This window comes from Salinispirillum marinum (genome assembly GCF_042650105.1).
Taxonomy (GTDB): domain Bacteria; phylum Pseudomonadota; class Gammaproteobacteria; order Pseudomonadales; family Natronospirillaceae; genus Salinispirillum; species Salinispirillum marinum.
Window position 1 is genome coordinate 451,544 of record NZ_JBHSAL010000002.1, and the last position, 13,714, is coordinate 465,257.

Genomic DNA, 13,714 nt, shown 5'->3' on the forward strand with positions numbered 1-13,714 from the left:
ACTGTATGAATAACCAGTATTCTAGCCATCCAATCCAGCCTGTAAAGCATTACATCATTAAAAGACGCTTGAAATCGCCTCGGCAGACCCCATTGAAGAACGTCAGTCAGATGATTGATCGGGCGAATCCGGCCCACCTTATTACCCAACGGAGGATGAAACACACCATGTCTCAGGCGACCACTGAAAAACGCGAATTTCAGACAGAAGTCAAACAACTGCTCCACCTCATGGTGCATTCGCTGTACAGCAACAAAGAAATCTTCTTACGTGAATTGATTTCTAATGCATCCGACGCGTCGGATAAATTGTCGTTTTTGGCCTTAAATGATGATGGCCTTTACGAAGGGGACGGCGAACTCAACATTCGCATCGACTTCGATAAAAAGAAAAAGACGCTGACGCTGATCGACAAAGGCATCGGTATGTCCAAGGATGAGGTGGTGTCTAATCTGGGGACAATCGCCAAGTCGGGCACCGCTGAGTTTTTGAAAAACATGAGCGGCGACCAAAAGAAAGACGCCCGCCTGATTGGGCAATTCGGCGTTGGTTTCTACAGTGCCTTCATCGTGGCCGACCGCGTTGAAGTCTTTACCCGTAAAGCCGGCACGCCGGTAGAGCAGGGTGTTTATTGGAGCAGTGAAGGCGCTGGCGAATTTGATCTGGGCGATATTGAGCGCCCAACGCGCGGCACTGAGATTGTTCTGCACCTGAAAAAAGGTGAAGAAGAGTTTTTGGACGAATGGCGGCTGAAGAACTTGGTGCGCAAATACAGTGACCACATTTCCATTCCCGTGATGATGGAAGTGGAAGACCATTCCGCCAAGTACGACGATGAAGGCAAAGAGAAAGAAAACCATAAGCCGGTGTTCAAGTTAGAACAAATCAACTCGGCAACCGCGTTGTGGACCCGTAATAAGTCCGACATCAAAGACGAAGAATACCAAGAATTCTACAAGCACATTTCACACGACTTTGCTGATGCCATGACGTGGTCACATAATCGGGTGGAAGGTAAGCTGGATTATACCTCGCTGTTGTTTTTGCCCGCCAAAGCGCCGTTTGATATGTGGAACCGGGACCAGCAGCGCGGTTTAAAGCTGTATGTGCAGCGCGTGTTCATCATGGACGATGCCGAGCAGTTTTTGCCCACCTACTTGCGCTTCATTAAAGGTGTGGTGGACAGCAATGACTTGTCGCTTAACGTTTCTCGCGAAATTCTGCAAAGCAACAAAACCGTCGATGCATTGAAAACCGCGCTGACCAAGCGGGTTTTGGACATGCTGGAAAAAATGGCCAAGAAAAAGCCTGAGGATTACCAAAAGTTCTGGGATGAATTCGGCCAGGTGTTGAAAGAAGGCCCGGCGGAGGACTTCACCAACAAAGAAAAAGTAGCGGGCCTGATGCGTTTTGCCAGCACCCATACCGGTGAGGCAACGCAAAATGTGAGTTTGGCGGATTACATCGGCCGCATGAAGGAAGGCCAGAAGGACATCTACTATGTTGCAGCCGACAGCCACAATACCGCTGCCGGTAGCCCGCATTTGGAAGTTTTCCGTAAAAAAGGCATTGAAGTGCTGCTGTTGTCCGATCGCATTGATGAATGGCTCATGGGCCACTTGAGCGAGTTTGACGGCAAGCACCTTAAAGACGTGGGTAAAGGTCAGCTCGATCTGGGCGATTTAGAAGATGAAGAAGAGAAGAAAAAACACGAAGAAACCGATAAGGCCTTTGAGAGCTTAACGTCCCAAATCGCCAAAGAGCTGGAAGAAGACGTAAAAGAAGTGCGCACTACACATCGCCTAACCGACTCGCCAGCCTGCTTGGTGGTGGGTGAATACGACATGGGTGCGCAAATGCGTAAGATCATGGAAGCGGCAGGGCAGAAAGTCCCTGATGCCAAGCCGATTCTTGAGATCAACCCAGAGCACCCATTGGTTCAGCGTTTGAACAATGAAACCAACGATGACCGCACCAAAGAATTGATTGCGGTGATTTACGAGCAAGCCCGTTTGGCCGGTGGTGATGGACTGAAGGACCCTGCAGCCTATGTGAAGCGCATTAATAAGCTGTTGATGGAACTCAATTAAGCCTTTGTCGGCTGTCTAAATAGGTGCGCCAATGCTCTGCATTGGTGCACTTTTTTATGTACAAGGTCTATTCGGTTTAGTGGATGAATTCTCAAGCTTAAACCGGTAGAATGCGCGCAATCATTAAGGAGCATAATACGGATGCTTAAACATTTCTCTCTCGCCCTTGCTGCGCTCACATTGTCTACTGCCGCCTGGGCAGGCGGTTCGGTTGATGTTGCCTTGTCAACGGAGTCGATTCGCGCTGAACATGGTGCGGCTCGGGTTGGTACGGGTGCATACATTACCGTGGGTGGGTGGTATCACCAGGAAGATGGTTCATTGATTGCCGGGGGCGTCCATGCCATTGATCCGTCAAATCAACGGCCGGAATTGATCGGCGGTATCGGTGGTAAGGCATTTTTATTTTATGTCCCGGAAGAGGACACCAATGTCACCATCGGCTTGGGCGGTTTCTTGCGTTACAACCCGCCACAGTTAAACGGTGTGGGTGCTGAGTTGTCAGCATATTATTCGCCGCCGGTTTTGGCCTTTGGTAGCCTTGAGCAGTTCCATGATATTCAAGCACGCTTGACCTATCTTGTATTGCCGCAAGCGCGCGTTTTTGTCGGTTACAGTGACACCCGTGCGCTGTTTGATCGAGAGCAGACATTAGATTCTACTGTCACCGTAGGTTTCCGAGTCCGTTACTAACCGTGCGTGGCTTCCAACGGCAACATTTCCGAGCACAACAACTGTTGGAGCGGCTTAACAAGGCCGCCCCAACAGAACAATCATTGTGGCATGACATCGTCACGATGCAGTTGTATCGAACGTATCTGTCCCTTTTATCCGGTTTATGTGATCTGTATCGAATCGGTGGAACCCTTTCAGGTAGCCGAGCAGAAGAGCAAAGCTATATCACCGCATTAGCCGACTTTAACGACGGCATGTACGAATTAAACATTCTGGCCCAAGCCAAAGCTCAGCCCGACCACTGGTTAACACGTCTATTGGCGGAATGGCAGATGCTTTGGCAGGAATTGCCCGCCGAGCGCAGCGCGGACGCAAGCCCCGATCTTTCGGGGCTAATTTTGTCTGACCGAACGGATACCTGGCATTCCGAAGCGTTAGCCGGGCTAAAAGCCATGGCCGCGGATTTCCGCGAGCACAGCCAGACTTACTAAGAGGTAAATGATGTTCTGGGAAATCGTAGAATTAGAAGATGGCGATATCGCTTTGGTCCGTGAAAACGAGACCGAGCCGATGATGAAAATAGCTTTTTCAAAAGAAGCCAGAGAACGCCTTCAGGTGAATCACATCGAAATCGCCAAGGTTATGATTGGTGCGGGCATGGAGGCAGTAGAGCAGATGATGGAGCTGGGGGAAGACTTTGAGGGCTCTGATGACTGGATTGATATTGAAACGCCCTCAGAAACCCTTCATTGATGCCTAGAAGTACCGGGCTCAGTGATGCAAGATTTAACGCGCACTGACCCGGCTTTCGTGCCGCTTTATTCGCGTCAGTTCACCGTAACTGGTGCAGCAAACGCATCTTCTTCCGGCAATTCCAAACTGCCACTTAAAATCAGCAAGTCCAGAACCTCCAGTGCTTGTTCGGACGCGGCCAGATCAGTCAATGATTGCCATGTCCAGGATTGATTGTGCGCCAAGGACGCCATAAGCGGCTGGTCTTCCGTTGTTAACAGAAAGGCCCGTCCGTTCACGTACAAACGCTCACCAAACCAAGCGATCCGCGTAGGCAAGGCTTTTTGTACGAACTGCGTGGGTGATAATTCTAAATTGCCGTCTTCTACATCGTCCCAATCAAACAGGTCGTATTTGTTTTGCGTCATAAAGGCACCCAGCCAATCCGCCAGCACATCATCACGTGCCATGGCCTTCGTCATGACGGCGCGCATGCGCTCAAGCGCCTGAGGGGTAATCGCATGACCGGCTTCGGCGGCCGACAAATCAGCGTCTTGATACCGCATAAAGTCAACGTCAGGCTCGATATCAAGCCGTTGTGCCAGGCCTTGCAGCATCTCTACCGCATCTGGCGCACGGAAACCAATGGAGTAGGTGAGGCAGTTATCGAGCGCAACACCGTGATGCGCAACAGACGGCGGCACATAGAGCACATCACCGGGCGTGATATCCCAGCCTTCGGTGACCGCCATATCCGTTAAGATTTTTAGTTCGGTATCGGTATTGAGCGCAGAAAGATGATTACACGCCGGGCCGAGGTCCCAATGCCGCGTACCTTCCACCTGCACCAAAAATACATCGTATTGGTCGAAGTGTGGCCCGACACTGCCACCTTCCGGGGCGAAGCTGATCATAATGTCATCCAGACGCCACTGGGGCAGGCATTGAAACGATTTCAGTAAGTCTTTGACCTCTGGCACCCATTGATCGACGGCCTGCACCAACAGGGTCCAGTGAGTGTCGGGTAGACGTGCAAAATCCCGCTCAGTAAATGGACCTCGGCGTAGTTCCCAAGGGGATTGATTGTGTTCAGTACCATGTTCAATGATCAACCGACTTTCAATATCGTCCTCTAATGCCAAACCTGCCAATTCATCGGGCGTCAGTGGAGAAACGATGCCGGGCAACGCTTGTTTAAACAAACAGGGTTTCTTCTGCCAATACTCACGTAAAAAGGTATCGACGGGCATTTGATCAAACAATAGTGGCGTGCTCGACATCATGTTGTCCTTACACTTGGTTGGCTTGGGCAACTGCGTTGCCTATATAGCTGGCAGGGGTCATGGCCAACAGCCGTGTTTTTTCGTCGGCGGGCAAGTCAAGTGTGCCTATGAACTCAATCATGCCATCGCGCGTGATCGCCTTGCCGCGCGTGAATGCTTTGAGTTTTTCATAGGGTTGCTCAATACCATAACGACGCATCACGGTTTGTACCGCCTCGGCCATGACTTCCCAGGCATTGTCGAGGTCGCTCGCCAAGCGTTCGGCATTCACTTCTAACTTGGAAATGCCCTTCAAGGTTGACTCATAAGCCACCAAGCTGTGTGCCAAACCAACCCCCATGCTGCGCAGCACAGTCGAGTCGGTTAAATCCCGTTGCCAGCGCGAAATTGGCAACTTGGAGCCCAAGTGCCCTAATATGGCGTTTGCTATTCCCAGGTTACCTTCGGAATTTTCAAAATCAATCGGGTTAACCTTGTGCGGCATGGTGCTTGAACCCACTTCGCCAGCGATGGTGCGCTGTTTAAAATAGCCCAACGAGATGTAACCCCAAACATCACGATCAAAATCAATCAAGATGGTGTTGAACCGAGCTACGGCATCGTACAGTTCGGCAATGTAATCATGTGGCTCGATTTGTGTGGTGTAGGGGTTAAAGGTTAACCCGAGGTCGGTCACAAAGGCTTCAGCATTAGATTGCCAGTCTACATGAGGGTAGGTCGCTAAATGTGCGTTGTAATTGCCAACCGCGCCGTTAATTTTCCCCAGATATTCAGTGGCCGCAACATGGGCGATCTGGCGCTCTAGGCGATGCACTACGTTGGCCATTTCTTTGCCGAGGGTGGTTGGCGAGGCAGTTTGCCCATGCGTTCGCGACAGCATCGGCAGAGCGGCCTGTTCATGAGCCAATACCCGAATAGCATCGGCGATACGTTGCATCATCGGTAGCACCACATCCTGAATACCGTGCTTCAGCATTAAAGCATGAGACAGGTTGTTGATGTCTTCCGAGGTACAGGCGAAGTGCACGAATTCAGTAACGGCCTGCAATTCCGGCACATCCGCAATGCGTTCTTTAATGAAATACTCCACCGCTTTGACGTCATGGTTGGTGGTGCGTTCGATATCTTTGATGCGCTGTGCATCGGCTACGGAAAACTGCTCGACCACAGCGTTCAAATGGGCATCGGCAGCGGCTGAAAGTGGCGGCAACTCGGTGATTTCAGGATGATTTGCCAAACGCTGTAGCCAGCGAATTTCTACCAGCACGCGGTAGCGGATCAAACCGAATTCACTGAAGTGTTCACGCAAGGGGAGCACTTTGCTGCCGTAGCGTCCGTCGATGGGTGAAATGGCGGTCAATGCCGAAAGTTCCATAAAATTCTCTCTACTGGGAAGTGGAATGGCCGGTTAAAAGATCCTGAGTCGCCCGCAGCAATTTGCCTCGACTCAACATGAGTTGCCAACGATGGCCGCCGCATTGTCGCCACAATCGCGCGGAACGCACACCAAAGAGCAGCAACATACGAATTTGATCCGCGTGACGCTGTTGATTCAGATAGGTCGGGTTGCCGGTGACTTGAATACGAAAATTTAGCTTGCTGAGGGTGTCCTGATAGGCGCGTGCCAAGGAGCCAATTACCGCGTCATGATTCGGCTCTTGAAAGTAGTTCAAGCGTTCTTGGCTCTGCGCAATCATCTTGCCTAACGTTGCTAACATGGCGTCGTTGTTGCGCATCTTACCTTCCAAGTGCAACAAGCTCATCGCATATCGCATGATGTCAGGATGCACGCCCGGCTGTTCACGCGATAACACGACGCGCAAAGCCTTCAGTCCTTCACGGATATTGGCCTCACTGCCAAAAATATCGATGGTTGAGGCTGGACTGGTGTTCAGCACGGCTTGCACAGCTGTCGCCATGTCGGGGGCAGGGCACACGCCCCGGCGCGCTACCTGTTCTACCAAGAGCGCTGCCTGCATCACGCCACCCAGGGCAATGGCCTGTTCGTGTATTGAGTGTTGTGCCATTACGCGTTCCAAGCCTCTTCAATAACGCCACCACCTAAACAGTGTTGGCCACGATAAAACACGGCCGACTGCCCCGGTGTAATCGCCCGCTGCGGTTGTTGAAAGTCGACCCGATAAGTCCCATCGGCTTCCTGCGTAACGATGCAATCCTGATCGGTTTGCCGATATCGATGCTTACAGGTCAATGGCTGGGAGAGGTCGGGCGCTTGCTCATGTGCAGCGCCACCATTTATCCAAAAAAGGTCCTTAATGCGCAGATGTTGCTTATAGAGCAGAGGATGATCTATACCTTGCACGGCAATCAATACATTGCGTGTTAAGTCTTTTTCGGCCGCAAACCAGGGTGCTTCCGGATGATTTTTCAAGCCACCAATACCCAGCCCTTGGCGCTGCCCGATGGTGTAATACATTAAACCATGATGTTGACCAATGACTTCGCCCTCGGGGGTTTCGATGTTGCCAGGCTGCGCGGGCAAATATTGTTGCAAGAAATCACTGAATCGGCGCTCACCAATAAAACAAATGCCCGTGCTGTCTTTCTTGTTGTGGGTCACCAAACCTTGTTCTTCTGCCAATTGGCGTACTACAGGCTTGGCCAGTTCACCCACCGGGAACAGGGTTTGCGCCAGTTGCGCTTCGCCCACTTGATGCAGAAAGTAGGATTGATCTTTATTGGCATCGAGGCCCTTCAATAAAATCGCTTCACCATCCGTTCCCATACCCCGGCGCACATAATGCCCGGTGGCGATCAGGTCGGCGCCCAAAATACGGGCGTAATCGAGAAACACTTTGAATTTAATTTCCCGGTTACACAGAATGTCCGGATTCGGGGTCCGGCCAGCTTTATATTCGGCTAAGAAATGTTCAAATACATTGTCCCAATATTCGGCAGCAAAGTTGGCCGTGTGCAGCGTGATACCCAGCTTGTCGCACACCGCTTGGGCGTCCGCCAAATCTTCTTTTGCGGTGCAGTATTCGGTGTTGTCGTCCTCGTCCCAATTTTTCATGAACAAGCCTTCCACCTGATACCCTTGCTGCAACAACAAAAGGGCACTGACCGAAGAGTCGACACCGCCGGACATGCCGACGATCACTTTTAAACCGGTGTTACTGCTGAGTGACATGAAAGCCTTCGTGCATTAGTGACAATGGAAATTGTTGTCCCGCGAGGTCGTCTTGAATCATTTGCATCACTAAGGGGCTGCGTAAGCGTCCCGCAGCCTCTAATTCGTGAATATCCGCCAAGGTTAACCAATGGGCGGCAATGATGCCGTCGTCCAATTCAGTTGTTACGGATGACTCTGCCGTGGCGGCATACCCGAAGCGGTAGTAGGTCACGCCATTAGGTGCTGAATAGACATACACCCCAACCATGTGCGTTGGGGTAACGCGCCAGCCGGTTTCTTCCTGGGTTTCACGGATACAGGCGGCGAGGGCAGTCTCAGCCGCCTCAATATGCCCGGCCGGTTGATTAAAGACCGAATGGGTGGGATCACCTTCTTCTACCATTAAATAGCGTTCGCCCTGTTTCACCAGCGCCGCCACTGTAACATGGGGTTGAAAACTCATACGTTCCACTCGCCAGAAAAGCCGCTCAAGGGCTATGAATTTGGGGCGCTTATGCTACCGAAAAATGGGCGCTGAGGGAATCCGGCTTGGGCCAGCAATGGGTTTTGTTTGCACCTGAATAGCGGCTTGTTGATAATGCGCGCATCTTAACGTCTTAAAAGGTGCTTTTGATGAACATTGCCGACAACACCGTGGTTGAATTTCACTATCGGCTTTCCGACGCCGATGGCCAAATAGAAACGTCACACGACAGTGACCCTATGCTCTATCTGCATGGCCATGGCAATATCATTCCCGGTCTGGAAAAGGCACTGCTGGGCAAAACGGTCGGAGACCAAGTGCAGGTTGCCTTGCCACCCGAAGAAGCTTATGGCGTTCCCCAAACCGATGCCATCCAGCGCATTCCTGTGAAGCACTTGCAGGGGGCAAAGAAATGGAAGCCGGGTATGGTGGCGCGGGTACAAACGGAACAAGGCCCTCGGCAGGTGACCGTTGTTAAGGTTGGCCTGAAACAAGCCGATGTGGACACCAACCATCCCTTAGCCGGTCGAACGCTGACCTTTGACGTGGAAATCGTGAGCGTTCGTGCCGCAGAAAAAGAAGAAATCGCGCACAAACATGCGCATGGTAAAGGTGGTCATCACCATTGATACGACGCTGATTAAGCGCGGCAGCCCAAACTTTCGCCGTGCTACTTGGGCCCTGTGTCTGGGGTCCATTATGGTATTTGCCAACCTGTACGCCTTACAGCCTCTTTTGCCAACCCTAGCCCGAGAGTTCCAGCTGTCGGCTCTACAGGCCAGTTATGCCTTCACCATTACCTCGCTGACGTTAGGCCTTTCGCTGCTGTTTTACGGAGCTCTGTCGGATGCCTATGGCCGCAGGCCGCTCATGCTGCTGAGTTTGGGTGGTGTGGTGATGACCACGTTCAGCATGGCATGGGTGGAGACGTATTCAGGCCTCTTGCTAACCCGCGCCTTGCTCGGCCTTTTTCTAGGCGGGCTGCCCGCCATCGCCGTTGCTTACATGGGAGACGAATACGAGCGTTCGGCCATGGTGGCCGCGGTAGGGCTTTACATCAGCGCCAATACCTTGGGTGGCATCAGTGGCCGATTGTTGGGTGGGACGATCGGTGAATGGCTGGGTTGGTCGTCGGTGTTTGGGGTGATGGGCACCATCAGCCTGTTGTGCTTGGGTATCGTGGTGTGGTTATTGCCGAAAGCACAAAATTTTACCCCGCAGAGCGCGCACCCACGCAGAATGCTGGGTGACATTTTGGGCCATATCCGTAACCCGTTTATTTTGCTGGCATGTTTAATCGGCGGGTTTAATTTCTTTATTTTCGTCAATCAATACAGTTACGTGACGTTCTTACTGGCGGCACCACCCTATGCGTTATCGCCGTCTTGGCTGGGTTTATTGTTTTTAACCTATTTGAGTGGCACATTTGCGGCCGCTTTTTCCGGTCGTATCGCCCAGTATTTTTCACCACCCCGATGCCTGGCTGGGGGAATTGTCATCCTGATCGTTGGTTCACTGTTGACCTTAATCTCCTATTTGCCGGTGATTATCGGTGGCTTCTTCGTCAATGCCTTTGGCTTCTTTTTCGCTCAGGCCACCGCCACAGGCTGGGTAAGCAATGAAGCAAAGACCGCCAAAGCCAGTGCCTCTGCTCTATATTTAGTGTTTTATTATGTTGGTGCCACACTGGGTGGCTTCTACTTGTTCCCGTTTTGGCAGTGGCTGGCGTGGCCGGGGGTGATTCTAGGTTCAATAATCATATTGTTGAGTACTCTAAGTTGTGCCATTCTCCTGCAAATACTCGTCAATAAGCGTGCCCAATCCATATAGGTAGGTGTGTATGAAGGCAATCTGGAAGAATACAGTCATTGCAGAATCGGATGATACGGTGGTGGTTGAAGGTAACCACTATTTCCCGGAAGAATCCGTTAACGAAGATTACTTGGTCGACAGTGATAAAACGACCACCTGCTCATGGAAAGGCGTGGCCAATTATTACCATGTGGTGGTTGATGGCGAAACCAATGAAGACGCCGCCTGGTACTATGCCAACCCTAAGTCTACGGCAAAGGGCATACGCGGCTACATTGCGTTTTGGAAGGGCATTCAAGTCGTACGTTAAAAACACTTGTGAATCTAGTGGGTTTAGATTCTGTGTCGAGCCTTTTACACTAGCCGATAACGCTCACTACCGTGTGCTGGTTTTCAGCACCCAGAAAGAATGGAACTGTTTATGATCATCAAACCCAAAGTTCGCGGATTTATTTGCACCACGGCACACCCAACCGGTTGCGCGACCAATGTACAGGAACAAATTGACTATGTTGTGCAACAAGGCGTAGCGGGCACAGGCCCCAAAAATGTATTGGTACTGGGTTGTTCTACCGGCTATGGCTTGGCGTCACGCATCGTCAGCGCGTTTGGTTATGGTGCCAACACGCTGGGCGTAATGTTCGAGAAGCCCGCGACAGAGACCAAAACTGGCTCGGCCGGCTGGTACAACACGCGTGCCTTTGAAGACAAAGCCGCAGCGAAAGGCTTGTATGCCAAGACCTTCAACATGGATGCGTTTTCCAACGAAGCCAAAGAAGACGTAATTGCCGAAATCAAAGCTCACATGGGTAAAGTGGATTTGGTCGTCTACAGTTTAGCGTCGCCACGGCGCAAGGACCCAAATTCAGACACCGTTTACAACTCTACCTTGAAGCCCATTGGCGAAGCGGTGACGCGTAAAACATTGAACACCGACACCAAGCAAGTTACCGAAGTGACGTTGGAGCCTGCGTCCCAAGCAGAAATTGACGCCACCGTAAAGGTCATGGGCGGCGAAGACTGGGAGCTGTGGTTAAACGCCTTGGATGCGGCCGGTGTGTTGGCCGACAACGTAAAAACCACAGCCTATACCTACATCGGTAAAGAACTCACTTGGCCGATCTATGGCAAAGCGACCATCGGCAAGGCGAAGGAAGATCTGGATCGCGCGGCGAAGGCCATCAACGCTAATCTGGCCGAGAAATATCAAGGCAGTGCTCGTGTTTCGGTACTCAAGGCCCTGGTGACCCAAGCTTCATCAGCCATTCCTGTGATGCCACTGTACATTTCTCTGTTGTACAAGGTGATGAAAGCACAGGGCACGCACGAAGGTTGCATAGAGCAAATCCATCAGCTGTTGTCCGGTGAATATTATTCCGGTAACGCCTTGACCTTGGATGACCATGGTCGGGTGCGGGTAGACCTGAAAGAACTGGACGACAGCGTGCAAAACGAAGTGGAACGCCTGTGGCACCAGTGCACGACAGAAAACGTTATGGAACTGTCGGACTTTGCCGGGTACCAAGAAGAGTTCTTCAAACTGTTTGGGTTTGGTTTTGCCTCAGTAGACTATGAAGCCGATGTCAATCCTGTCGTTTAATATCCTGCAATAACCAACTGTAATCCTTGGATATTTCAGGATTCAGTGGCAGCATGCAGACTTCCCACTACCGAATAAAAGGGACGTCTGCATGCCGTCGGAAAACACCTCATCCTTTCAAGCACTTGGCCGATTGTTACGCTATGCCAAGGGCTATCGGCGCCGCATTATCGCGGCTACGTCCTGTTCCATCATCAACAAGCTCTTTGATATTGCTCCTGAAATACTCATCGGGATTGCCATTGACGTTGTGGTCAATCAAGAAAGCAGCTTTGTAGCGCAACTGGGCTTTGAATCACCGAAAGAGCAAATCATCATTCTGGCGGTACTTACCTTCTTTATCTGGGCCGGAGAGTCGCTGTTTCAGTATCTGTATATGATTCTGTGGCGCAATCTCGCGCAACGCCTACAGGCCGATTTGCGTCAGGATACTTACGAGCATGTGCAAGAGCTCGATATGGCGTTCTTTGAAGCCCGCAGCTCCGGCGATTTGGTCGCCATCATGAACGATGACGTGAACCAGTTAGAGCGCTTTTTGGATGGTGGCGCGAATGATCTGATTCAGGTCTTTGTCACCGTCGTGGCAGTGGGCGGGGTGTTCTTTATTCTGTCACCAATGATTGCTTTGTTTGCTTTTACGCCCATCCCGCTGATTATTTGGGGAGCGTTTTTCTTTCAAAGTAAAGCCGGGCCTTTGTACAACGATGTGCGAGAAAAAGTAGGGGCGTTGTCGAGCCGGTTGTCGAACAACATCGGCGGTATGGCTACCATCAAGAGCTTTACTGCCGAAACCCGCGAAGCCGAACGTTTACGGGTCGCCAGTGAAGACTATGTAGAAGCCAATCGCAAGGCCATTGCCATCAGCTCGGCGTTCATTCCGGTAATTCGCATGGCGGTGCTGCTGGGCTTCCTGGCGACCTTTGTGATTGGTGGTTATATGGCCTTGGAAGGCACGTTAAATATCGGTGCCTATGGCGTTCTGGTCTTTCTCACTCAGCGCCTGTTATGGCCGTTAACCGGCTTGGCGCAAACCGTCGACTTGTTCGAGCGGGCGATGGCGAGCACCCGTCGAATTCTTGACCTTTTAGGGCTGCGCATAGCGGTACCCAATGATGGCAAAATTGACCTGCCCTTGAGCACGCCGGGCCGTGTCACCTTTAACGGACTGCAATTTACCTACCCCAATTCACCTGATGGTGTGCATAACATTGATCTGGATGTGCCGGCTGGCGGAACGCTGGCTTTGGTGGGTGCTACCGGGTCGGGCAAATCTACCCTGATGAAGCTGCTGTTGCGCTATTACGGCCCAGAGCGGGGCAGTATCTTGATTGATGACCTCAGCATTGACGCCATTTCCATGCAAAGTTTACGCAGCGCCATTGGTTTGGTCAGTCAGGATGTTTTTCTGTTTGAAGGCACCATTCGAGAGAACATTGCCTACGGGCGCCCTGATGCATCCGACGAGGACATTATTGAAGCCGCGCGTGTGGCGGAAGCATGGGAGTTTATTGAGCGCTTACCGGCCGGCATTGAAACGCTGGTCGGCGAACGTGGTGTGCGCTTGTCGGGTGGTCAGCGGCAGCGTTTATCGTTGGCGCGTGCGCTTCTGAAGAACCCACCTATTTTGATTTTAGACGAAGCCACCAGTGCCGTTGACAATGAAACGGAAGCGGCAATTCAGCGCTCGCTGAAGAAAATCGGCCATGGTCGAACAGTGATTATGATCGCGCACCGTTTATCAACCATTGTGCATGCCGACCAAATTGTTGTGATGGAACACGGTCACATTGTTGAACGGGGTACGCACCAGGCATTGATCGAGCTTGATGGCCTTTATGCCGCGCAATGGCGGGTTCAAACGGGCGGTGTGTAAGGCGCGCTTGCCATTTTCCAGGCAGTAAAATA

The 13,714-nt window shown here is 51.6% G+C and carries 14 protein-coding genes; 9 read left to right on the forward strand and 5 right to left on the reverse strand.

Annotated features, from left to right (window positions below):
* Positions 1-167: 167 nt before the first annotated feature.
* The 4 genes from htpG (at position 168) to ACFOSD_RS09250 (ending at position 3,518) form a co-directional block, all read left to right on the forward strand.
* Complete coding sequence (gene htpG / locus ACFOSD_RS09235) at positions 168-2,090, forward strand: molecular chaperone HtpG (protein WP_380695761.1); 1,923 nt, start codon at positions 168-170, stop codon at positions 2,088-2,090.
* Between the two features lie 141 nt (positions 2,091-2,231).
* Positions 2,232-2,783, forward strand: a complete 552-nt coding sequence (locus tag ACFOSD_RS09240; protein ID WP_380695763.1) for a YfaZ family outer membrane protein — start codon at positions 2,232-2,234, stop codon at positions 2,781-2,783.
* Positions 2,784-2,887: 104 nt separating this feature from the next.
* Positions 2,888-3,256, forward strand: a complete 369-nt coding sequence (locus ACFOSD_RS09245; protein ID WP_380695765.1) for a DUF6586 family protein — start codon at positions 2,888-2,890, stop codon at positions 3,254-3,256.
* Positions 3,257-3,263: 7 nt separating this feature from the next.
* Positions 3,264-3,518 carry a hypothetical protein gene (locus ACFOSD_RS09250; RefSeq protein ID WP_380695767.1) on the forward strand — a complete coding sequence of 85 codons (255 nt, stop codon included), beginning with the start codon at positions 3,264-3,266 and terminating at the stop codon, positions 3,516-3,518.
* Between the two features lie 74 nt (positions 3,519-3,592).
* On the opposite strand, the gene ACFOSD_RS09255 is transcribed toward ACFOSD_RS09250, so the two are convergent.
* Genes ACFOSD_RS09255 through ACFOSD_RS09275 form a run of 5 tightly spaced genes read right to left on the reverse strand, consistent with a single transcriptional unit; the run spans position 3,593 to position 8,376 of the window.
* Entirely contained in the window at positions 3,593-4,780 is a 1,188-nt protein-coding gene (locus ACFOSD_RS09255; RefSeq protein WP_380695769.1) for a JmjC domain-containing protein, read from the reverse strand.
* A gap of 7 nt (positions 4,781-4,787) precedes the next feature.
* A complete protein-coding gene (gene purB / locus ACFOSD_RS09260; protein WP_380695771.1) occupies positions 4,788-6,155 on the reverse strand; it encodes an adenylosuccinate lyase in 1,368 nt (455 codons plus the stop codon).
* A 10-nt stretch (positions 6,156-6,165) separates the two neighbouring features.
* Complete coding sequence (gene hflD, locus ACFOSD_RS09265; protein WP_380695773.1) at positions 6,166-6,807, reverse strand: high frequency lysogenization protein HflD; 642 nt, start codon at positions 6,805-6,807, stop codon at positions 6,166-6,168.
* Positions 6,807-7,931 carry a tRNA 2-thiouridine(34) synthase MnmA gene (mnmA, locus tag ACFOSD_RS09270; RefSeq protein WP_380695775.1) on the reverse strand — a complete coding sequence of 375 codons (1,125 nt, stop codon included), beginning with the start codon at positions 7,929-7,931 and terminating at the stop codon, positions 6,807-6,809. The genes hflD and mnmA overlap by 1 nt, the downstream gene beginning before the upstream one ends.
* Positions 7,915-8,376, reverse strand: a complete 462-nt coding sequence (locus ACFOSD_RS09275; RefSeq protein ID WP_380695777.1) for an NUDIX hydrolase — start codon at positions 8,374-8,376, stop codon at positions 7,915-7,917. Before ACFOSD_RS09275 ends, mnmA begins: the two co-directional genes overlap by 17 nt.
* 170 nt (positions 8,377-8,546) lie before the next feature.
* Here ACFOSD_RS09275 and ACFOSD_RS09280 point away from each other — a divergent pair, with 170 nt between their 5' ends.
* From ACFOSD_RS09280 to ACFOSD_RS09300, 5 genes are all read left to right on the forward strand, one after another.
* Positions 8,547-9,026, forward strand: a complete 480-nt coding sequence (locus ACFOSD_RS09280) for an FKBP-type peptidyl-prolyl cis-trans isomerase (protein WP_380695779.1) — start codon at positions 8,547-8,549, stop codon at positions 9,024-9,026.
* Positions 8,995-10,227 carry an MFS transporter gene (locus ACFOSD_RS09285; RefSeq protein ID WP_380695781.1) on the forward strand — a complete coding sequence of 411 codons (1,233 nt, stop codon included), beginning with the start codon at positions 8,995-8,997 and terminating at the stop codon, positions 10,225-10,227. The genes ACFOSD_RS09280 and ACFOSD_RS09285 overlap by 32 nt, the downstream gene beginning before the upstream one ends.
* 10 nt (positions 10,228-10,237) lie before the next feature.
* Positions 10,238-10,519 (forward strand): DUF427 domain-containing protein, encoded by a 282-nt coding sequence (locus tag ACFOSD_RS09290; RefSeq protein ID WP_380695783.1) that lies wholly within the window; start codon positions 10,238-10,240, stop codon positions 10,517-10,519.
* A gap of 111 nt (positions 10,520-10,630) precedes the next feature.
* Positions 10,631-11,809 (forward strand): enoyl-ACP reductase FabV, encoded by a 1,179-nt coding sequence (gene fabV, locus ACFOSD_RS09295; RefSeq protein WP_380695785.1) that lies wholly within the window; start codon positions 10,631-10,633, stop codon positions 11,807-11,809.
* Positions 11,810-11,900: 91 nt separating this feature from the next.
* Positions 11,901-13,682 (forward strand): ABC transporter ATP-binding protein, encoded by a 1,782-nt coding sequence (locus ACFOSD_RS09300; RefSeq protein ID WP_380695787.1) that lies wholly within the window; start codon positions 11,901-11,903, stop codon positions 13,680-13,682.
* Positions 13,683-13,714: the final 32 nt, after the last annotated feature.